General features: G+C 65.0%; 18 protein-coding genes and 1 riboswitch. Of the genes, 6 read left to right on the forward strand and 12 right to left on the reverse strand.

All coding sequences use genetic code 11. The features are described 5' to 3' along the window. Position 1: 1 nt before the first annotated feature. The 7 genes from ACIQYU_RS15835 to ACIQYU_RS15865 form a co-directional block, all read right to left on the reverse strand. On the reverse strand, positions 2-520 hold the full coding sequence (locus ACIQYU_RS15835) for a TIGR02281 family clan AA aspartic protease (RefSeq protein ID WP_207828658.1): 519 nt from the start codon (positions 518-520) through the stop codon (positions 2-4). Continuing rightward, positions 517-1,503, reverse strand: a complete 987-nt coding sequence (locus ACIQYU_RS15840) for an esterase-like activity of phytase family protein (RefSeq protein WP_207828656.1) — start codon at positions 1,501-1,503, stop codon at positions 517-519. The genes ACIQYU_RS15835 and ACIQYU_RS15840 overlap by 4 nt, the downstream gene beginning before the upstream one ends. After that, positions 1,500-3,404 (reverse strand): DNA topoisomerase IV subunit B, encoded by a 1,905-nt coding sequence (gene parE / locus ACIQYU_RS15845; protein ID WP_015272020.1) that lies wholly within the window; start codon positions 3,402-3,404, stop codon positions 1,500-1,502. The genes ACIQYU_RS15840 and parE overlap by 4 nt, the downstream gene beginning before the upstream one ends. A gap of 34 nt (positions 3,405-3,438) precedes the next feature. Beyond that, positions 3,439-4,047, reverse strand: coding sequence for a YqiA/YcfP family alpha/beta fold hydrolase (locus tag ACIQYU_RS15850; protein ID WP_207828654.1), 609 nt, complete (start codon positions 4,045-4,047; stop codon positions 3,439-3,441). Between the two features lie 183 nt (positions 4,048-4,230). Continuing rightward, positions 4,231-5,031 (reverse strand): 3',5'-cyclic-AMP phosphodiesterase, encoded by an 801-nt coding sequence (gene cpdA, locus ACIQYU_RS15855; RefSeq protein ID WP_207828652.1) that lies wholly within the window; start codon positions 5,029-5,031, stop codon positions 4,231-4,233. 85 nt (positions 5,032-5,116) lie between these two features. Continuing rightward, positions 5,117-5,569, reverse strand: a complete 453-nt coding sequence (locus ACIQYU_RS15860; protein WP_016501905.1) for a DUF1249 domain-containing protein — start codon at positions 5,567-5,569, stop codon at positions 5,117-5,119. After that, on the reverse strand, positions 5,560-6,177 hold the full coding sequence (locus tag ACIQYU_RS15865; RefSeq protein ID WP_063911945.1) for an NUDIX domain-containing protein: 618 nt from the start codon (positions 6,175-6,177) through the stop codon (positions 5,560-5,562). Before ACIQYU_RS15865 ends, ACIQYU_RS15860 begins: the two co-directional genes overlap by 10 nt. 185 nt (positions 6,178-6,362) lie before the next feature. On the opposite strand from ACIQYU_RS15865, the gene ACIQYU_RS15870 reads away from it, so the two are divergent. Next, positions 6,363-7,109 carry an RsiV family protein gene (locus ACIQYU_RS15870; protein WP_046613356.1) on the forward strand — a complete coding sequence of 249 codons (747 nt, stop codon included), beginning with the start codon at positions 6,363-6,365 and terminating at the stop codon, positions 7,107-7,109. Here the strand turns inward: ACIQYU_RS15870 and cytX are convergent. Continuing rightward, the gene (gene cytX, locus ACIQYU_RS15875) at positions 7,078-8,361 is read right to left on the reverse strand and encodes a putative hydroxymethylpyrimidine transporter CytX (RefSeq protein ID WP_207828645.1); all 1,284 of its coding nucleotides are present in this window, start codon (positions 8,359-8,361) and stop codon (positions 7,078-7,080) included. The genes ACIQYU_RS15870 and cytX overlap by 32 nt on opposite strands. Before the next feature lie 165 nt (positions 8,362-8,526). Beyond that, complete coding sequence (gene thiC / locus ACIQYU_RS15880) at positions 8,527-10,407, reverse strand: phosphomethylpyrimidine synthase ThiC (RefSeq protein ID WP_087499604.1); 1,881 nt, start codon at positions 10,405-10,407, stop codon at positions 8,527-8,529. A gap of 154 nt (positions 10,408-10,561) precedes the next feature. After that, positions 10,562-10,668, reverse strand: a riboswitch (TPP riboswitch). Positions 10,669-10,828: 160 nt separating this feature from the next. Here thiC and ACIQYU_RS15885 point away from each other — a divergent pair. Continuing rightward, positions 10,829-12,265 (forward strand): TolC family outer membrane protein, encoded by a 1,437-nt coding sequence (locus ACIQYU_RS15885; RefSeq protein ID WP_207828643.1) that lies wholly within the window; start codon positions 10,829-10,831, stop codon positions 12,263-12,265. 114 nt (positions 12,266-12,379) lie between these two features. On the opposite strand, the gene waaA is transcribed toward ACIQYU_RS15885, so the two are convergent. Beyond that, positions 12,380-13,651, reverse strand: a complete 1,272-nt coding sequence (gene waaA / locus ACIQYU_RS15890) for a lipid IV(A) 3-deoxy-D-manno-octulosonic acid transferase (RefSeq protein ID WP_207828640.1) — start codon at positions 13,649-13,651, stop codon at positions 12,380-12,382. 11 nt (positions 13,652-13,662) lie between these two features. After that, on the reverse strand, positions 13,663-14,553 hold the full coding sequence (locus tag ACIQYU_RS15895; protein WP_207828638.1) for a LysR family transcriptional regulator: 891 nt from the start codon (positions 14,551-14,553) through the stop codon (positions 13,663-13,665). 87 nt (positions 14,554-14,640) lie between these two features. On the opposite strand from ACIQYU_RS15895, the gene ACIQYU_RS15900 reads away from it, so the two are divergent. The 4 genes from ACIQYU_RS15900 to ACIQYU_RS15915 all read left to right on the forward strand — a co-directional run bounded on the left by ACIQYU_RS15900 (position 14,641) and on the right by ACIQYU_RS15915 (position 18,172). After that, positions 14,641-14,973 carry a multidrug efflux SMR transporter gene (locus ACIQYU_RS15900; RefSeq protein WP_063911950.1) on the forward strand — a complete coding sequence of 111 codons (333 nt, stop codon included), beginning with the start codon at positions 14,641-14,643 and terminating at the stop codon, positions 14,971-14,973. 193 nt (positions 14,974-15,166) lie between these two features. Next, a complete protein-coding gene (locus tag ACIQYU_RS15905; protein WP_207828636.1) occupies positions 15,167-16,342 on the forward strand; it encodes an FAD-binding oxidoreductase in 1,176 nt (391 codons plus the stop codon). Beyond that, a complete protein-coding gene (locus tag ACIQYU_RS15910; RefSeq protein ID WP_207828635.1) occupies positions 16,339-17,151 on the forward strand; it encodes an aldo/keto reductase in 813 nt (270 codons plus the stop codon). Before ACIQYU_RS15905 ends, ACIQYU_RS15910 begins: the two co-directional genes overlap by 4 nt. A 52-nt stretch (positions 17,152-17,203) precedes the next feature. After that, positions 17,204-18,172: a metal ABC transporter ATPase gene (locus ACIQYU_RS15915; RefSeq protein ID WP_207828634.1), complete on the forward strand. Its 969-nt coding sequence runs from the start codon at positions 17,204-17,206 to the stop codon at positions 18,170-18,172. 131 nt (positions 18,173-18,303) lie between these two features. Here the strand turns inward: ACIQYU_RS15915 and hldE are convergent, their stop codons facing one another. Further along, complete coding sequence (gene hldE, locus ACIQYU_RS15920; protein ID WP_207828633.1) at positions 18,304-19,725, reverse strand: bifunctional D-glycero-beta-D-manno-heptose-7-phosphate kinase/D-glycero-beta-D-manno-heptose 1-phosphate adenylyltransferase HldE; 1,422 nt, start codon at positions 19,723-19,725, stop codon at positions 18,304-18,306. Positions 19,726-19,838: the final 113 nt, after the last annotated feature.

Consider the following 19,838-nt stretch of genomic DNA (forward strand, 5'->3'; position numbering starts at 1 on the left):
GTCATTTCAGGTTCTGGCGCAGCAGCATGGTGCCGCCGCGCTGGGTAAATTCAAGTTGTTTCAGGGCACTCATGCCCAGCAATACAGTCTGCCCGTCCAGGCCCGGCACCACGATGGCGCGCACGTCCTGCAGGCGGATATCCCCCAGCTGCAGGCTGGCCAGGCGCGTGCGGTAGCCTTCGGTACGGCCGTTGGCGGTACTGAGCTGCACCGGGCTGCCGCGCTCCAGGCCCAGCTCGCGGCCCAACGCCTCGGGGATGGCCACGTCGGTAGCCCCGGTGTCGAGCATGAAATGCACCATCTGGCCGTTGATCGCGCCATCCACCACGAAGTGGCCCTGGCCGTTGCCCAGCAGGCGCACCTCGATAAAGCCTTCACCATGCGACGACTGCACCTGGGCATTGGGGTTGCGCTGGCTGTCTTCCCATTGGCCGAAGAAGCGCGTGGCAAGAAACAGCGCCGCCGCCCAGGCGACGATCATCAATACCTTGCCAGCCCGCTTGCCCGGTGCCTGGCTCATGGCTTGGCGCTCCATCCGCCTTCCGGCGCGTCGAAGCGCCAGACGATCGGGCGTGTCTCGCCATCGGCGCGGGCGCCGTTGTTGTTGTCCACACCGATCCAGGCGCCCTTGGCGTCGATCACCAGGGCCTCGGCCAGGCCAAACGGCTGTTGATAGCGGCGCGACTCGACCAGGGCATCGGCAGCGAACGACCAGCAGCGCTCGACCTTGCCGCTGTCGGTATCCCGCCGGCAGACCCGGTAGGCGTTGCGTTCCAGGGTGAACAACTTGCCCTCGAACCAGGCCAGGTCGGCGAAGTCGCGCGACAGTGCCTGGGCATTGGGCATCTGCGCCGGCTGCATTTCGACGCCAGCCTCGCTCAGCAGCACACAGCTGCGTCCGCAGGTCCACACCGATTGCTGGCGTTCGATGGCCACCAGGCCACGGCGTTCGCGCTCGGCGGCCAGCCACAGGCGGTCGCCCGCCGGGTTGATCGCCAGGCCTTCGAACAAGGCGTTGAAGTTCAGCAGCATGCCGCTGGCCCGGGCCTGACGAACCATGGCCGGGTCAATCTTCAACCAGTCCGCCTCGCCTTCCAGCGGCAGTTGCAGCACCGCGGCATGAGCCTCGCTGACCAGGTACAGGTTACCCGCCTGGTCACAGCTGATGCCTTCGAAATCCAGCTCGCCACCACGGATATACGACGCCGCCCAGTTGCGCGACTTCAGGCCCCACGGCAGGCCACTTTCCGGTACCGCTGGCGGGGTGAAGGTGAGCGGTTGCGCGCGCCAGGTCGGGTTTTGCCGGTCGAAACGGTAAATACGGTCGTCGTCGCGGTCGGACACGCCCCACAGCCCGCCCCGGCATTCCACCAGGCCAGACAGGTTGCCTCCGCGCATGCCGTCGATCGGGTGCTCGGCGCTCAGCTTCAGCTCTGGCCAGTTGCCCGCCAGGCTCGGCAGGGCAACCAGCGCCAGGCAGGCAGCCAGAAGCTGCCGAATCAAACCATGACCTCGGCCAGGTTGCCCTTGGTTTCCAGCCAGCTCTTGCGGTCGCCCGCGCGTTTCTTGGCCAGCAGCTTGTCCATCAGCTCGCAGGTGGCCTGCACGTCGTCCAGGGTCAGCTGCACCAGGCGCCGGGTGTTCGGGTCCATGGTGGTTTCGCGCAGCTGTGGCGGGTTCATCTCGCCCAGGCCCTTGAAGCGGGTGACCTGTGGCTTGCCGCGCTTCTTCTCGGCCACCAGGCGGTCGAGGATACCGTCGCGTTCAGCCTCGTCGAGGGCGTAGTAGATTTCCTTGCCCAGGTCGATGCGGTACAGCGGCGGCATGGCCACGTACACATGCCCGGCCTCGACCAGCGCGCGGAAGTGCTGGACGAACAGCGCGCACAGCAGCGTGGCAATGTGCAGGCCGTCGGAGTCGGCGTCGGCAAGGATGCAGATCTTGCCGTAGCGCAGCTGCGCAAGGTCGGTGGCCCCCGGGTCGACGCCAATGGCCACGGCGATGTTGTGCACTTCCTGGCTCGCCAGGACTTCGCCACCGTCAACCTCCCAGGTGTTGAGGATCTTGCCGCGCAGCGGCAGGATCGCCTGGAACTCCTTGTCGCGTGCCTGCTTGGCCGAGCCACCGGCCGAGTCACCCTCGACCAGGAACAGCTCGGCACGCATCGGGTCCTGGCCGGCGCAATCGGCCAGTTTGCCGGGCAGTGCCGGGCCCTGGGTGATGCGCTTGCGCTCGACCTTCTTGCTGGCCTTGAGGCGGCGCCCGGCGTTGCTGATGGCCAGTTCCGCCAGTTGCATGCCCAGCTCGGGGTGGGCGTTGAGCCACAGGCTGAAGGCGTCCTTGACCACGCCGGAAACGAAGGCAGCCGCCTCGCGCGACGACAGGCGCTCCTTGGTCTGCCCGGAGAACTGCGGGTCCTGCATCTTCATCGACAGCACGAAGGTGATGCGTTCCCAGACGTCTTCCGGCGCCAGCTTCACGCCGCGTGGCAGCAGGTTGCGGAATTCGCAGAATTCACGCATGGCATCCAGCAGGCCCTGGCGCAGGCCGTTGACGTGGGTGCCGCCCTGGGCGGTAGGGATCAGGTTGACGTAGCTTTCCTGGATGCTGTCGCCACCTTCGGGCAGCCACAGCAAGGCCCAGTCCACCGCCTCCTTGTTACCGGCCAGGCTGCCGCAGAACGGCTCGTCAGGCAGGCGCTGGAACTCGTTGACCGAATCGACCAGGTAGGAGCGCAGGCCATCCTCGTAGTGCCATTCGACCTTCTCGCCGCTGGCCTTGTCCTCGAAACTGACCAGCAGGCCCGGGCACAGCACGGCCTTGGCCTTGAGCACGTGCTTGAGGCGGCTGATGGAGAACTTCGGCGAATCGAAATACTTGGGGTCGGGGCTGAAGTACACGCTGGTGCCGGTGTTGCGCTTGCCGACCGAGCCGACCACTTCCAGCTCGCTGGCCTTGAAACCATCGGCGAAGGTCATCTGGTATTCGTTGCCGTCACGTTTGACGCGCACGCGCACCTGGGTCGACAGGGCGTTGACCACCGAGATGCCGACGCCGTGCAGGCCGCCGGAGAACTGGTAGTTCTTGTTGGAGAACTTGCCGCCGGCGTGCAGTTTGGTAAGGATCAGCTCGACCCCGGACACGCCCTCTTCCGGGTGGATGTCCACCGGCATGCCACGACCATCGTCGCTGACTTCCAGCGAGTGGTCGGCATGGAGGATGACCTGCACCGAACGGGCGTGACCGGCCAGGGCTTCGTCGACGCTGTTGTCGATGACTTCCTGGGCCAGGTGGTTGGGGCGGCTGGTATCGGTGTACATGCCCGGCCGCTTGCGGACCGGGTCAAGGCCCGAGAGGACTTCGATGGCGTCTGCGTTATAGGCGCTAGCGCTGGGAGTGGCCATAGGGTCTCGTCGTCAGTCTGGTGAATGCAATAGGTCAAAATACAGAAAAATCGAGCGCTGCATACTGCCCACGGGCAATGCCGGCGAAGGCCAGCAGTGCCGGCAGGCGCTCGGCGAAGCCCTGGAAGCTGTGGTCGCCACCGGCCTGGATGCGCAGGGCACAAGCACGGTAATAGCGCTCGGCGTGGCGATAGTCCAGGGTTTCATCGGCGGTCTGCAGCCACACTTGATAGCGGCTGGCATCCCCCGGGGCTGGTACTTCCAGCTCGGCCAGGGCCTGCACGTGATCGTGGGTCAGCTCCCAGGCTTCACCGGTGTAGTGATTGTGCTGGGTGCCCAGGTAGCCGTCGAAATGCTTGTGCGGCGTTACCGCCGGGTTTACCAGCAGGGCCTTGAGGCCATAGCGCTCGGCCAGATGGGTGGCATAGTAGCCGCCAAGCGAACTGCCTACCAGTAATGGCGCACCCAGCTCGGCGATGGCCGCTTCGAGCTGGGCGATGGCCTGCCGTGGGTGGTGGTGCAAGGCGGGCACCCGCAATTGGGCCGACAGGCCCAGTTGCTGCATCACGGCCTCGAGTTGGCGCGCCTTGGTGGAAAGCGGCGAGCTGTTGAAGCCATGGATATAGAGGATGGAACCCGACATGCTGCCCCCGGAATCTGTGGCTTCGCGCCTGATAATGCGGGCGCAGGGACGCGCAGTGTAGCGCGTTCGCCGGCTTTTGGCGCCGCACAGGGGTTTTAGCAACAAATTCTTCAACAGGGGTACGCGGTCTCCTGGGGAAGCGGCCTTGTGTCGCGATAGGGCTGCGCAGCAGCCCCAAAATCCTCAATACCCCGGGCTATCGAAGTCGAGCTTCACTTCGAAGTCCAGCGCCCGCTTCACCCCGGTCTCCAACCGCCCGTCGGCATGCAGGCGCAACCAGCGGTAGCCCGGCTGCTCCTCGCTCACCTGGAAATCCTCGCTACGCGCCGCGAACTGGATACAGGTCGACGGCGTAGCCAGCAGGCGCAGGCCGCCGCGCACTTCATCCCATTCCTGGTGCACATGCCCCCAGAGCAAGGCTCGCACCTGTGGATAACCCTCGACGATATCGAACAGCGCCTGGGCATTGCGCAAGCCGATCGGCGCGATCCAGGCACAGCCGATGTCCACCGGCTGATGGTGGAAACACACCAGGCAATGCCGCTCGCCCGCCCCTTTCAAGGCGGCCTCCAGCACTGCCAGCTGGTCATTCTCCAAAAAACCGTGAGTCGCGCCGTACACTGCGGTGTTGAGCATGACGATGCGCCAAGCACCAACATCGGTTACCGCCTGCAGCAGTTCCGGCGCCACCTGCGCCATGACCCGCGCCTCGTCATGGTTGCCCGGCAACCAGCGAGCAGGCACGGCAAACGGTGCGGTCAGCTCGCGGAACGCCTCATAGGACGCCACGCTGGCGTCCTGCGAAAGGTCGCCAGTGCACAGCAGCAGGTCGACAAGCGGTTGCTCCCGCCGCACCTGGGCAACCACATGGCGCAGGCTGTCACGGGTATTGAGACCCAGCATGCTGCCGGCCGGGTCGGCGAACAGATGGGCATCGGTCAGTTGCACCACATGCACGGGGCGCGTTTGGTCTGGCTGCGGCAACGGCCGTCTCCTCGAACGGATTCAGCGCGAATTATGGCTGTACAACGGTTGCGAGCAAACACCCGCACCCAAACCACGTCACAATTCAGCGAACGCTTGCCAGCTCGTGGCCACAGGCCAGGCAGTGGCTCAGCCATTCACCGAGGAACAGGTTGAGCTGGGCCTTTTCGTCCGGCTGGTGCATGGCCTCGTTGGGATAGGGGTAGATGCTGCGCAAGCGCCGGGTGTGTTCGGCACTGACCACTTCGGCCATGCGCGCATCGTGATACACCTGCACTTCCAGGTGCGGCACCGGCAACCACGGCAGGCTGTGCTCCTGGCGCACGTGCAGGGTGGTGGTGTACGGGCAGGCCAGCACCACGTCGAGCACCAGCACGCCAAGCATCTGGTCGCCCTGGGTCATGCCGATGCGGCGCGAGCTCTGGGTGGTACGCATGTCGGGCAACAGGCGCATCAGCCGGGCGTAGTTGGCCTCGCAGGCTGCCTGCAGCCCGACCAGGTCGACCCGATAACGCTCGCGCAGCAGGTTCACTTCCACATACCTCGTACTTCGTCACGGTTCAGCGCCAGCCACTGCAGGCCGATGATGGTCGCCGCGTTGCAGATGCGCCCGTCGCGCACTGCCTGCAAGGCATCCTCGAACGACCACACGCGCACGCGAATGTCCTCGCCCTCTTCTTCCAGGCCGTGCAGGCCGCCTGCCCCTTCGCTGCTGCAACGGCCGAGGAACAGGTGAACGTATTCGTCACTGCCGCCGGGCGACGGGAAGTAACGGGTCATCGGCCACAGGGCGCTGAAGGTCAGGCCGGCTTCTTCTTCGGCTTCGCGGTGGGCGACTTCCTCGGGTTGCTCGTCCTTGTCGATCAGCCCGGCCACCATCTCGATCAGCCAGGGGTTGCCCACCTTGTCCAGCGCCCCCACACGGAACTGCTCGATCAGCACCACCTCGTCGCGTTGCGGGTCGTAGGGCAGCACGCACACCGCATCATGGCGCACAAACAGTTCGCGGCTGATCTCGCGGCCCATGCCCCCGGCAAACAACTCGTGGCGCAGGCGTAGCTTGTCGAGCTTGTAAAAGCCCTGGAAGCAATTGGCCCGCTCGATGATTTCGAAGCCCTTGGGCACTGAGTTCAACGCGTCTGACATGGAAATCCTCATTACCTCGAATACCGCATCGCGCCATCCTACTCTGCACGCCTGCCGGTTTCATCCCTTTCCGGCAACCGTTCGCGCACTCGGGACAGCGCGCCTTCTCTCTGTTAGCTTAGTGGCGAACTGAAGGCCGCGCAGACGGTCAAAGGCCGACTTTTCCCTGTTCTGCAAGGATCCCCATGACACTTGTCAAACTGACTTCCGTGGCTGTGCTGGCCCTGGCCCTGGGTGCCTGCCAAAGCCTGTTCACGCCCAACTACCGGGCGCCGCTCGAGGTCAAGCGCGATGCCTGGGAGCATGTCAAACCCGGCTGCAGCGAAAGCGACTGCCCGCTGGTGAACATCGACATGATCCATTTCCCGGCCTTGCCCAAGCTCGATGGCATCGTCGAGAAACGCCTGCTGCAACTGACCGAAGACAACCAGCGCGGCAACGCACCGGCCACCCTGCAAGCCTACGAGCAGCAGTACCTGGCCAGCGCCGACAAGCGCAACAGCAGCTACCTGCAGGCCAAGGTACGCGAGCAGCATGACGGACTGGTGATCATCGAACTGTCCAGCTACCTGGACAGCGGCGGCGCCCACGGCATGCCCGGGCGTGGTTTCATCAACTATTCGCGCAAGCTGGACAAGGTGCTGACCCTGCAGGACATGCTGGTGCCCGGCCAGGAAGACACCTTCTGGAAAACCGTCGAGGAATCGCACCGCGCCTGGCTGATCAGCGTGGGCATGGACAAGGACGCCGAGTTCATCAAGACCTGGCCGTTCAAGCAGTCGCCGCACATCGCCCTGACGTACGGCGCGGTGGTGGTCAAGTACGAGGTCTATAGCATCGCGCCCTACTCCATGGGCCACGTGGAATTGAAGATCCCCTACCCGCGCCTGAATGGCGTGCTCAAGCCTGAACTGTTTCCCGGCCGCGGCTGAAGCTGAGCAGCCCGTGCAGTAGCCCTGCCAGCAGCAATGCCGGCAGGGTCGCCCCCAGGTCCGGCGCTTGTGCGGCGATCACATGGTACGCCGCCACACCCACCACCCAGGCCAGCAGTGCCTGCCAGTGCAAGCCATTCACCTGTGCCGGCAGGCGGCGGCGACGGATCACGTAGTGGTCCATCAGTACCACACCGAACAGCGGTGCGAACACCGAACCGATCAGCAGCAGGAAGTTTTCGTACTGTGCCAGTGGCGCCAGCAGGGCGATCAGCGTGCACAACACACCAATGGCCAGCGCCAGGTGCTCGACCTTCAGGCGTACCAGCACACCGGTGGAAACGGCCGCCGAGTGTATGTCGGCAAACGCCTTTTCCGACTCGTCCAGCAGAATCAGCAGCAATGGAATGCCCATGCCGGCGCCCGCCAGGGCAAGCAGCAGGGCGTTGGCTTCGCCGCTGCCGGCAAAGGCCAAGGTGTAGCCCACGCCCAGGCTCATCAGCCAGGTGTTGCCGATGAAGTAGCCCAGCACCGTACCGCCGAATACCTGTTTGCCGTTGCGGGCAAAACGCGAGTAGTCGGCGATCAGCGGCAACCAGGAAAGCGGCATGGCGATGGCAATGTCGAAGCCCACGGCCAGCGACATCGAACCGTCACCGGCGCGGTTCCACAGTGCTGCCAGGTCAGCCTTGGCGAACAGGTTCCAGGTCAGCCACAGGCACGCGCCCAGCAGCAGCCAGATGCCCCAGGTGCGCAGTACCTTGCGCACGAACGCCAGCGGCCCACCGACCGCGAGCAAGGTGGCCAGGGCGCCGAAGCACAGGGTCCAGAGCATCGGGCTGTTCCAGGCACTGGCTTCACCGAACGCCCGCGCGCCCAGCAGGCTGGCGGCATCGCGCATGACAATGATCTCGAACGCGCCCCAGCCCACCAGTTGCAGCAGGTTGAGTAGCGCCGGCAAGCGCGCGCCATGGCCGCCCAGGCTGAGTTTCAGGGTGCCCATGGCCGACAGGCCAGTGTCGCTGCCGATGACACCGGCAGCCCCCAGCAACAGCACACCCACGCCGGTGCCCAGGGCGATGGCCAGCACCGCACCGGCCAGGCCCAGGCCTGGGGCCAGCATGGCGCCGACCTGCAGCACCATCAGGCCGATGCCCAGGGAGAACCATAGCGAGAACAGGTCGCGGGCGCCGAAGATGCGCTGGGCGATGGGGACCGGGTGGTCGGGGGAGAATTGGCTGGGTGATGTCATGGTTGGCGCTCGCCGGCAATGTTGTTGGTGTTCCTGGCGAGGACTGCGTCCTCGTATCGCGACACAAGGCCGCTCCCACAAAAACCGCGTTGGCCTCAAGCCTTGCGCGGTCCCTGTGGGAGCGGCCTTGCGTCGCGAAAGGGCCGCAAAGCGGCCCCAGCGGTCTTAGACTTTGTGATACAGCTGGCTGCCTTCCTGGCGGAACCGCTCGGCCTGCTCGCGCATGCCTTGCTCGACCGTCACATCCACGGTTTCGATCTTGGCGGCGTACTCGCGTACTTCCTGGGTGATCTTCATCGAGCAGAACTTCGGCCCGCACATCGAGCAGAAGTGCGCGACCTTGGCCGATTCCTTCGGCAGGGTCTCGTCGTGGTAGGCACGGGCAGTGTCCGGGTCCAGGCCGAGGTTGAACTGGTCTTCCCAACGGAATTCGAAGCGCGCCTTGGACAAGGCGTTGTCACGAATCTGCGCGCCCGGGTGGCCCTTGGCAAGGTCGGCGGCATGAGCGGCGATCTTGTAGGTGATGATGCCGGTCTTCACGTCATCCTTGTTCGGCAGGCCCAGGTGCTCCTTGGGCGTGACGTAGCAGAGCATGGCGCAACCGAACCAGCCGATCATCGCCGCACCAATGCCCGAGGTGATGTGGTCGTAGCCAGGCGCGATGTCGGTGGTCAGCGGGCCGAGGGTGTAGAACGGCGCCTCGTCGCAGCACTCCAGCTGCTTGTCCATGTTCTCCTTGATCAGCTGCATCGGCACGTGGCCAGGGCCTTCGATCATGCACTGCACGTCGTGCTTCCAGGCAATCTTGGTCAGCTCGCCGAGGGTTTCCAGTTCACCGAACTGTGCAGCATCGTTGGCGTCGGCAATCGAGCCGGGGCGCAGGCCGTCGCCCAGCGAGAAGCTGACGTCGTAGGCCTTCATGATTTCGCAGATTTCTTCGAAGTGGGTGTACAGGAAGTTTTCCTTGTGGTGCGCCAGGCACCACTTGGCCATGATCGAGCCACCGCGGCTGACGATACCGGTGACGCGCTTGGCGGTCAGCGGCACATAGCGCAGCAGCACACCGGCGTGGATGGTGAAGTAGTCAACGCCCTGCTCGGCCTGCTCGATCAGGGTGTCGCGGAACAGCTCCCAGGTCAGGTCTTCGGCCACGCCGTTGACCTTTTCCAGGGCCTGGTAGATCGGCACGGTACCAATCGGCACCGGCGAGTTGCGGATGATCCACTCACGGGTTTCGTGAATGTGCTTGCCGGTGGACAGGTCCATGACCGTGTCCGAACCCCAGCGGATGCCCCAGGTCAGTTTGGCCACTTCTTCCTCGATCGAGGAACCCAAGGCACTGTTGCCGATGTTGCCGTTGATCTTCACCAGGAAGTTGCGGCCGATGATCATCGGCTCCAGTTCCGGGTGGTTGATGTTGGCCGGGATGATCGCGCGGCCACGGGCGATTTCCTGGCGAACGAACTCGGGGGTGATTTCTTTCGGAATGTTGGCCCCGAAGCTGTGGCCGGCGTGCTGCTCGTCGAGCAGGCCGGCGGCGCGTGCCTCTTGCAGCTTCATGTTTTCGCGGATGGCCACGTATTCCATCTCGGCAGTGATGATGCCCTGGCGGGCATAGTGCATCTGCGAGACGTTGGCGCCCGCCTTGGCGCGACGCGGGTTGCGCACGTGGGCGAAACGCAGCTTGGCCAGTTCGGCATCGTTCAGGCGCTGCTGGCCGAAATCGGAGCTCAGGCCGGCAAGGCGCTCGGTGTCACCACGTGCGTCGATCCATGCCGAACGCACGTCGGCCAGGCCCTTGCGCACGTCGATGACCACGTTGGGGTCGGTGTACGGGCCGGAAGTATCGTAGACCAGTACCGGGGCATTGGACTCGCCACCGAAATCGGTCGGGGTGTCGTCCAGGCTGATTTCACGCATGGGCACGCGGATGTCCGGGCGCGAGCCTTCGACATACACCTTGCGCGAACGCGGGAACGGTTGCACGGACTGCTGATCGACTTGTGCCGATTCGCTGAGGTTGATCGCTTTTTCTTGTTTGGTCATCACAGGCTCTCCAGACGGCTTCCTAGCAGTGGAATGTCGGGGTGAACCTGAAAGGCGCGGACGCACCCTTCATGGGTGCAGTGCCGGATATGGGGGTGCCTGAAGCTGCATGCAACTGTGACAATCCCGGACCTGGCACAAGAGGCTCCCCGGGAAGGCGAGCAATCTTGTTCCCTACGCAGGCGCTAACCTGATCAGGTTCAACGGGATCCGCAACTTTGCGATCTCAGCCTTTGCTTCAAGGCACCCCGACAAGAACATGCGCAGTCTAGACTGGAGTGGTCGGCAAAGCCAAGCAGGTAAATGCGCGGATGATGAAAGGCACCCCGAGCGATTGTTGCCGGGTGCGCATGGCACTAAACTGGCCCGTCGCTCGATACTCAACAGTTCAGTAATTCAATTTCGTACAAGGATTGCCTCTATGCTGCGCAAACTCTCACTGGCAATAGCCGTGTCTTGTGCGTCCAACGGAGTGGTCTGGGCAGCGGACGTGCCCCAAACAGTGAAGACCGACCTGGTCAGCGTCTACCAGGAAGCGGTCGACAATAATGCTGACCTGGCTGCAGCCCGCGCCGATTACGGCGCCCGCCGCGAAGTGGTGCCGCAGGCCCGTGCCGGGTTGCTGCCCAATCTTTCGGCCGGTGCCGAGATGCAGAACACCCGCACCAAGTTCGACGAGCCGTCGGCCACCAGCAACCGCAGCGGCAATACCTGGAGCGCGACCCTGGCGCAACCGATCTTTCGCGCTGACCGCTGGTTCCAGTTGCAGGCGGCCGAGGCGGTCAACGAGCAGGCGGCACTGGAGCTGTCGGCGACCGAGCAGAACCTGATCCTGCAAACCGCGCAAAACTACTTCGCCGTGCTCCGCGCCCAGGACAACCTGGCCGCGACCAAGGCTGAGGAAGCTGCCTTCAAGCGCCAGCTGGACCAGTCCAACGAACGGTTCGACGTCGGCCTTTCCGACAAGACCGACGTACTGCAATCCCAAGCTAGCTATGACACGGCACGGGCCAACCGGATCATTGCCGAGCGCCAGGTACAGGATGCCTTCGAGGCACTGGTTACCCTGACCAACCGCGAGTACACCTCGATCCAGGGCGTGGTGCATACCCTACCGGTACAGGTGCCAACGCCCAACGACGCCAAGGCCTGGGTTGAAACCGCCGGGCGCCAGAACCTCAACCTGCTGGCTACCAACCACGCGGTCACCGCTGCCGAGGAAACCCTGCGCCAGCGCAAGGCCGGCCATGCGCCGACGCTGGATGCGGTTGCCAAGTACCAGAAAGGCGACAACGACAATCTTGGCTTCACCAACTCGGCTGCCCAGCCAAACGTGCACTACAGTGGCGACGTCGAGCAGACCAGCATCGGCCTGCAGTTGAACATCCCGATCTACAGCGGCGGCCTGACCAGTTCGCAGGTGCGCGAGGCCTACCAGCGCCTGAGCCAGAGCGAGCAGCAGCGCGAAAGCCTGCGCCGCCAGGTGGTGGAAAACACCCGCAACCTGCACCGCGCGGTGAACACCGACGTGGAACAGGTGCAGGCGCGCAAGCAGTCGATCATCTCCAACCAGAGCGCGCTGGAAGCCACCGAGATCGGCTACCAGGTGGGTACCCGCAATATCGTCGACGTGCTCGATGCCCAGCGCCAGCTGTACACCTCGGTACGCGACTACAACAACAGCCGCTATGACTACATCCTCGACAACCTGAGCCTGAAGCAGGCAGCCGGCACCTTGAGCCCGCAGGACCTGCAGGACCTCAAGCAGTACCTGAAGCCGGACTACAACCCGGACAAGGACTTCCTGCCACCGGACCTGGCTGCCGCCGCCGCCAAGAACTTCGAGCGCAGGCCTTGAGATAGGTGTTGGCTTCTTCGCGGGCTCGCCCGCTCCCACAGGGATTGCGCAGCCCTCGAAGCATGCATCAATCCTGTGGGAGCGGGCGAGCCCGCGAAGAAGCCAATGCAAAAATCAGCGGATAAACGCACCCAGCCCATCGAGCAACCGTTGCAAGGCCCCCTGGTTGGCCCGCATCACCGCCCTGCCCGCCTCGCCCATGCGCTGCGCGTCCTGCGGCAACTCGACCAGCCGCCGCACCGCCTCGGCCAGCCCGTCGGCATCATCCACCTGCTGCAACGCCCCCGCCTCGCGCAGCATCGCGCTGATTTCGAGGAAGTTGAACACATGCGGCCCCATCAGCACCGGCAAGGCCAGCGCCGCCGGCTCCAGCGGGTTGTGCCCGCCAGTCGCCACCAGGCTGCCACCGACGAAGGCGATGTCGGCCAAGGCATAGAGGAATAGCAACTCGCCCATGGTGTCGCCGAGCAGTACCGGCGTCTGCGCATCGACCGGCGTGCCGGCAGAGCGGCGCACGGTGGTGAACTGTTCGCTGCACAGCGCATGCACCGCAGCGAAGCGCTCGGGGTGGCGCGGCACCAGGATCAGCAGGGCATCGCCATGCACCTGCAACAACTGCCGATGTGCCTGCAGGATCAATGCGTCTTCACCTTCATGGGTGCTGGCGGCGATCCACACCGGGCGCTGTGCAGCCCCCCACTGTTCACGCAATGCCCTGGCACGCGGCAACAGTTGCTCATCGATCTTCAGGTCGAACTTGATCGAACCGGTGACCTGCACGCACTCCGGACGCGCGCCCAGGTCACGGAAGCGCCGGGCCTCGGTTTCGGTCTGCACGGCAATCAGGCTCATCTCGGCCAGCATGGGCCGGGTCAGCCTGGCAAAACGCCCATAGCCACGGGCCGAGCGCTCAGACAAGCGTGCGTTGGCCAGCGCTACCGGAATGCCGCGCTTCGCACACTGGTGAATGTGGTTGGGCCACAGCTCGGTCTCCATGATGATGCCCAGCTTCGGCTGCACATGATCAAGAAAACGCCCTGCCGCCCAAGGCAGGTCGTAGGGCAGGTAGCAATGCTGCACGCGCGGTTCGTCGGCGAACATGGCGCGAATACGCTCGGATCCGGTCGGAGTCATGCAGGTCAGTGTGATCGGCAATCCCGGGTAGGCCTTGAGCAAGGCACGCACCATCGGTGCCGCTGCAATGCTCTCGCCCACCGATACCGCGTGCACCCAGATGCCGCCCTGGCGCATGACCGGCAGCTTGAAGGCAAAGCGCTCGCCGATGCGTTGGCCATAGGCCGGCGCCTTGCGCGCGCGCAGGTACAGGCGCAGCGCAACCAGCGGCAGGCCCAGGTGAAACAACAAGGTATAGAGAGTTCTGTTCATGGCCGCGGAGTTTACCCGATCGCGCGCAGGTGCACCGCAAAGCGCTCGGCCAGCCACTGCGCGGCCGGCCCCAGTGGCGCGTCACGGCGCCAGGCCAGTTCCACCACCAAGGCCGGTGGCCGCCACTCGCTGTCCAGTTCGACCATGTGCGCCTGGTAGGTCGGGTACTGCACCACGTGCCGCGGCAGCCAGGCCCAGCCCAGGCCGCGCATCAGCAGTTCGGCCATGGCGTAGAAGCTGTCGGCGCGCCACACCTGCGGGCTGATCGCCTCGCCGCCGGGGTAGCCGCTTTGCTGCGGGGCGATCAGCAATTGTCGATGGCGCGCCAGTTGCTGGCGAGTGACCCGGCCTTCGCCGGCGAGCGGGTGGCCGACCGCGCACACCGTGACCATTTCCACACTGCCCAGAGCCCGCCGCTCCAGCGAAGCCGGGATGCTCTCGTGGTGGAAGAACAGGCCAAGGTCGGCGCGCCGCTCAACCAGCTTGCGCGCCACGTCGCCCTGGGCGCCGCTGGCCAGCTGCACCTCCAGGAACGGGTAGCGGCTGGCCAGCTCGTCGAGGCTGTCGATGACCGGCTGATAGGGCATGGCTTCGTCCTGGGCGACCCGCAGCAGGGCCTCCTGCCCGCGCATCAGCGCCAACGCACGGCCATCCAGGCGCTCACACTGGCGCAACAGTTCACGGGCATCCTCCAGCAGGGCGCTGCCGTTCTCGGTCAGTTTGGGTTGCCGGCCACTGCTGCGCTCGAACAAGGTGACCCCCAGGTCGGTTTCGAGCAGGGCGATCGCGCTGCTGATCGCCGACTGGGCCTTGCGCTGCTCGCGGGCCACGGCAGAGAAGGAGCGCAGTTCTGCAACGCGCAGGAAGGTACGTAGCTGTTCAAGGTTCCACTGCTCGGCCATCGACCTATCTCCCATACTGATAGGTAATGACTTTACCCCATCCAGGTAACGCCTAGAATGCCCACCCAGTTACCGGAGGATCTCGCCATGAATGCCTACACCTACCTCGCCATCGCCATCTGCGCCGAAGTCATCGCCACCGCGTCCATGAAAGCGGTGAAAGGCTTGAGCACGCCCTTGCCGTTGCTGCTGATGGTGGTTGGCTATGGCATCGCGTTCTGGATGCTCACCCTGGTGGTGCGCAGCATTCCGGTGGGGATCGCCTATGCCGTCTGGTCTGGGCTGGGGATTGTGCTGATCAGTGTGGCGGCACTGGTGATCTATGGGCAGAAGCTGGATGTACCGGCGATGCTGGGGATGGCGATGATTGTGGGAGGGGTGGTGGTGATTCAGCTGTTTTCGAAGACGGCTGGGCATTGATGTTCGCCTGAATATTGTCGGGGCCGCTTTGCGGCCCTTTCGCGACACAAGGCCGCTCCCACAAAAGCATGTGCTCTACCTGTGGGAGCGGCCTTGTGTCGCGATGGGCTGCACAGCAGCCCCAAGGATCGCAAAGCCCCCGCAGGCGCGACCCTGTATACTTGCCAGCTGTCCCAGTCTTCGAGGTACCGCCATGCCATCCGCCATTTCCACTGACGTGCTGATCGTCGGCGCCGGGGTCGCAGGCCTCTGGCTCAATGCCCGCCTGCGCCGTCTGGGCTATTCGACAGTATTGGTGGAACGCGCCAGCCTTGGCGGCGAGCAGACCATCAAGTCCCAGGGCATCATCCATGGCGGCACCAAGTACGCCCTGCACGGCGCCCTCACCGGCGCCTCGGAAGCCATCGCCGACATGCCGCGCCGCTGGCGCGAAGCGCTGAGCGGCAGCGGCGAGCTGGACCTGACCAGCACCCGCCTGCTGTCCGACGCCCACTACCTGTGGTCGCCAGGCACCCTGGCCGGCAACCTCACCAGCTTCTTCGCCAGCAAGGCCGTGCGCGGCAGGGTCGACCAGGTGAAGGGCGAGCAACTGCCACCCGCGCTGCAGGACCGCGCCTTCAAGGGCAAGGTCTATCGCCTGGCCGAGCTGGTCATCGACGTGCCCAGCCTGCTGGCCAACCTGGCCGAACTGGCAGGCGACAGCCTGCTGGCCGGTGAACGCATCGAGCCACTGCGCGAGGGCGACGACCTGATCGGCCTGCGCGTGGACGAGCGCGACATCCGCGCCCAGCGCATCGTGCTCAGCGCCGGCGCCGGCACCGAAGACCTGCTGCATGGCCTGGGGCTGAGCCAGCCGGCCATGCAGACACGCCCACTGCACATGGTCATGGCCAAGGGTGCCAACCTGAAACCACTTTACGCCCATTGCCTGGGCGGCGGGCCGAAGCCACGGGTGACGGTTACCACCCACCCGGCCGCCGATGGCCAGTGGGTCTGGTACCTGGGCGGCGACCTGGCCGAAGCCGATGGCGTTGCCCGCGAACCGGCTGCGCAAATCGCCGCGGCACAGAAAGAAATCGCCAGCCTGCTGCCATGGGTCGACCAGAGCCAGGTGCGCTGGGCCACCCTGCGGGTCGACCGCGCGGAACCTGCACAATCAGGCCTGGTACGCCCGGACAACGCCTTCCTCGCCGACCAGCAACGCCTGCTGGTCGGCTGGCCGACCAAGCTGGCCCTGGCACCGGACTTCAGCGACCGGGTCATCAGCCACCTGGAGCGCGACGGCATCCGCCCACAGGCGCAGGCCGACCTGGCCGACCTGCCACGCCCACCGCTGGGCGTACCGGCCTGGGAGCGACTGCTGCCATGAGCCTGCCCACCCTGCACGACTTCCATCGCCCATTGGGCAGCACCGGTTTCAAGGTTTCGCCGCTAGGCCTGGGCACGGTCAAGCTGGGCCGCGACCAGGGCGTGAAGTACCCCACCGGCTTCACCATCCCCGGCGATGACGAAGCCCGCCTGCTGTTGGCCCAGGCCCGCGAGCTGGGCATCAACCTGATCGACACCGCCCCGGCCTATGGCCGCAGCGAAGAACGCCTGGGCCCGCTGTTGCGCGGCGAGCGCGATGAATGGGTAATCGTCAGCAAGGTTGGCGAAGAATTCGACAACGGCCAGTCGCACTTCGATTTCAGCGCCGCCCACACCCGCCGCTCTGTGGAGCGCAGCCTGCGGCGACTGGAAACCGACCGTATCGAGCTGGTGCTGGTGCACTCCGACGGCAACGACCTGGCGATCCTTGAACAGCAGGAGGTCTACCAGACCCTGGCCGAGCTCAAGCAGGAGGGCAAGATCCTCGGCTTCGGCCTGTCCGGCAAGACCGTCGCCGGCGGCCTGAAGGCGCTGGAGCAAGGTGACTGCGCCATGGTTACCTACAACCTCAACGAACAGGCAGAACGCCCGGTGCTGGACTACGCTGCCGAACACGGCAAGGCCATCCTGGTGAAGAAGGCCCTGGCCAGCGGGCATATCTGCCTGGCCCCGGGCATCGACCCGGTGCAAGCCAGCTTCGAACTGCTGTTCGCCCACCCGGGCGTCAGCAGTGCTATCGTCGGCACCATCAATCCGTTGCACCTGGCCCACAACGTGGCCACCGTCGCCCGTATCCTGGGCCAGCATTGAGTTGCCCCAGGCCCAAGGGCCTGGAGACTGACCCGACGCAAGGAGGAGCCTCGTGGCGCGAACGCTGATCCGCAAGAACCCGAGCAACTTCAAGACACTGCCGCTGCATGTCGAGGCCACGCCCGAAGGGCTGATCTACCAGAGCATCGGCATGCCGCTGAACTTTGCCCAGACCCAACAGCGGCGCAAGGCCATCCAGCTGCCCGACGTGCAGCGCTTCGTGGTCGAACTGGCCAACCTGGGCGTGTCGGTGCGGCTGACCCTGCATTGGCAGAACCGCGATTACTGGGTGCTGGTACGTCAGCGCCGGCAAGACCGTGGCGATGTGGTGCTGAAACTGATTTCCGGCTATGTACCGGCGCAGGAGCTGAACCTGCCGTTGCACACCGCCGTGCAGGAAGTGGCCGAGGAATGCCTGCTGGAAACCCCGGAGGGCTGGCTGGGCGGGCGCTTCAACGACACCTGGCTGCCGGTGCCCTACGCTGCCGCCCTGCACTACCGCGAAACGCCACACTTCGTGCTGGCCCCGGAGTCCGGTGCGGCGCGCCCGGTGCACTGCGGCAAGCTGATGCTGCTGGAACGGCCACGGGCGTATGTGCACTTGCCCACCGCCTCGCTGCAACTGATCTATGACATGCGCCTGCAGGTACCCCGGGACGCCAAGAAACTCAGCCTGTTCCACGTGGATGAGCGGCTGGAGGGCGACCAACTGGTGGCGCGGCTCAACCGCAAACGGCCGGACCTGTACCTGATGCCGTTGAAGGACGGCCAGCCACTGGCTGAGCTGTATACCGTGAAGAAAGACGAACTGGTGCCGGCGAGCACGCGCGGGCTGTACCTGGCCGAAAGTTTTGCACGGCAGGAGGGCTGGGTGGTCACGGACGAGCGGGTGCGCTGGAGGGATTGGGTGAAGCAGCAGGGGCTGGTGGAGAGCAAGCCGGTGCGGGCATCGCACCTGCAGCGGTTTGGCGACAAGGCGCGGGAACTGCTGGAGCGGGCGCGTACTTCACTGCATAAATGATGATTGGGGCCGCTATGCGGCCCTTCGCGGGCACGCCCGCTCCCACACAGGAGCGGTGTAATGCTCAAGCCTGCGCCGTACTTGTGGGAGCGGGCATGCCCGCGAAGGGCTGCACAGCAGCCCCCAAAGCATCAGTTCTTGCGAATCTTCTCGACGATCGCCGTGGTCGAGCTGTTCTCGACCAGCCCCAGCACCTTCACGGTACCGCCATAGGACTTGACGATATCGGCCCCCACCACCTGGTCGATGCCATAGTCACCACCCTTGACCAGCACATCCGGCTTGACCTGGCTCAGCAGGTTCTCCGGCGTGCCCTCGGGGAAGCTGATCACCCAGTCCACCGCCCCCAGCCCGGCCAGCACGGCCATACGCCGGTCGACGCTGTTGATCGGCCGGCCCGGCCCTTTCAGGCGGCTGACCGAGGCATCATCGTTGACCGCGACGATCAGGCGATCGCCCTGGGCCCGCGCCTGCTCCAGGTAGGTGACATGCCCGGCATGCAGGATGTCGAAGCAGCCGTTGGTGAAGACGATCTTCTCTTTGTGCGCCCGCGCGTCATCGATGGCCAGCAGCAGCTGCTCCAGGCCCAGCACGCCGCGCTCGGAGCCTTCCTCACGCTGGATCGCCCGGCGCAGCTCGGGGGCGCTGATCGCAGCCGTACCCAGCTTGCCGACCACGATGCCCGCCGCCAGGTTGGCCAGGGCCACTGCGTGGGGCAGGTCCTCGCCGGCAGCAATGGCCGCCGCGAGGGTGGAGATGACGGTATCACCGGCACCGGTCACGTCGAACACTTCACGCGCCCGCGCCGGCAGGTGCAGCGCCGGCTGGCCGCTGCGCAGCAAGGTCATGCCATGCTCGCCACGGGTCACCAGCAAGGCGCCCAGGTCCAGGTCCTGCAGCAGCTGCAGGCCCTTGGCGACCAGCTCGGCCTCATCGGCGCAGCGGCCGACAATGGTCTCGAACTCGCTGAGGTTGGGGGTGATCAGGCTGGCGCCACGGTAGATGGAAAAGTCCTTGCCCTTGGGGTCGGCCAGCACCGGAATGCCCTTGGCCCGCGCCGCCTGGATCAGGCTCTGGTGGTTTTTCAGTGCGCCCTTGCCGTAGTCGGACAGGACCAGCACCTTGACGCCTTCGAGCAGGCTGTCGACCTCGGCACCCAGCGACAGCGGGTCGGTGGCGAACGGTTCTTCGAAATCGATGCGCAGCAACTGCTGGTGACGGCTCATGACCCGCAGCTTGACGATGGTCGGCTGGTGCGCGATGCGCTGGAACACCGAGCGCACGCCTGCAGCCTGCAGGCTGTTGGCCAGGCTGTCGGCGGCCTCGTCCTGGCCGGTGACGCCAATCAGCGAAGCCGGTGCGCCCAGGGCGGCGATGTTCAAGGCAACGTTGGCCGCGCCGCCGGGGCGATCCTCGATCTGATCGACCTTGACCACCGGGACTGGCGCTTCAGGCGAGATACGCGAAGTACCGCCATGCCAGTAGCGGTCGAGCATGACATCGCCGACCACCAGTACCGGGGCTTGATCGAAACGCGGCATGGACAACTTCATGGGCAACCCATATGGAAATAATGAACAGGGGCAGGATATTAGCACAGGGTAGACGACGGCTTTATGGCCAGATCACCCCAGGAAAATTCCCGTGACAATCGGGGCCGCGACGG

Origin of the sequence: Pseudomonas sp. NPDC096925 (genome assembly GCF_044762545.1) — a bacterium.
Classification (GTDB): Bacteria; Pseudomonadota; Gammaproteobacteria; order Pseudomonadales; family Pseudomonadaceae; genus Aquipseudomonas.

Excerpts from the sequence above, each read along its gene's own strand:
- ACIQYU_RS15850 (WP_207828654.1), bottom strand. The coding sequence starts at position 4,047 with ATGTCGGGTTCCATCCTCTATATCCATGGCTTCAACAGCTCGCCGCTT.
- ACIQYU_RS15870 (WP_046613356.1), top strand. The coding sequence starts at position 6,363 with ATGACACTTGTCAAACTGACTTCCGTGGCTGTGCTGGCCCTGGCCCTG.
- ACIQYU_RS15905 (WP_207828636.1), top strand. The coding sequence starts at position 15,167 with ATGCCATCCGCCATTTCCACTGACGTGCTGATCGTCGGCGCCGGGGTC.
- cytX (WP_207828645.1), bottom strand. The coding sequence starts at position 8,361 with ATGACATCACCCAGCCAATTCTCCCCCGACCACCCGGTCCCCATCGCC.
- thiC (WP_087499604.1), bottom strand. The coding sequence starts at position 10,407 with ATGACCAAACAAGAAAAAGCGATCAACCTCAGCGAATCGGCACAAGTC.
- ACIQYU_RS15835 (WP_207828658.1), bottom strand. The coding sequence starts at position 520 with ATGAGCCAGGCACCGGGCAAGCGGGCTGGCAAGGTATTGATGATCGTC.
- waaA (WP_207828640.1), bottom strand. The coding sequence starts at position 13,651 with ATGAACAGAACTCTCTATACCTTGTTGTTTCACCTGGGCCTGCCGCTG.
- ACIQYU_RS15900 (WP_063911950.1), top strand. The coding sequence starts at position 14,641 with ATGAATGCCTACACCTACCTCGCCATCGCCATCTGCGCCGAAGTCATC.
- hldE (WP_207828633.1), bottom strand. The coding sequence starts at position 19,725 with ATGAAGTTGTCCATGCCGCGTTTCGATCAAGCCCCGGTACTGGTGGTC.
- ACIQYU_RS15885 (WP_207828643.1), top strand. The coding sequence starts at position 10,829 with ATGCTGCGCAAACTCTCACTGGCAATAGCCGTGTCTTGTGCGTCCAAC.
- parE (WP_015272020.1), bottom strand. The coding sequence starts at position 3,404 with ATGGCCACTCCCAGCGCTAGCGCCTATAACGCAGACGCCATCGAAGTC.
- ACIQYU_RS15910 (WP_207828635.1), top strand. The coding sequence starts at position 16,339 with ATGAGCCTGCCCACCCTGCACGACTTCCATCGCCCATTGGGCAGCACC.
- ACIQYU_RS15865 (WP_063911945.1), bottom strand. The coding sequence starts at position 6,177 with ATGTCAGACGCGTTGAACTCAGTGCCCAAGGGCTTCGAAATCATCGAG.
- ACIQYU_RS15895 (WP_207828638.1), bottom strand. The coding sequence starts at position 14,553 with ATGGCCGAGCAGTGGAACCTTGAACAGCTACGTACCTTCCTGCGCGTT.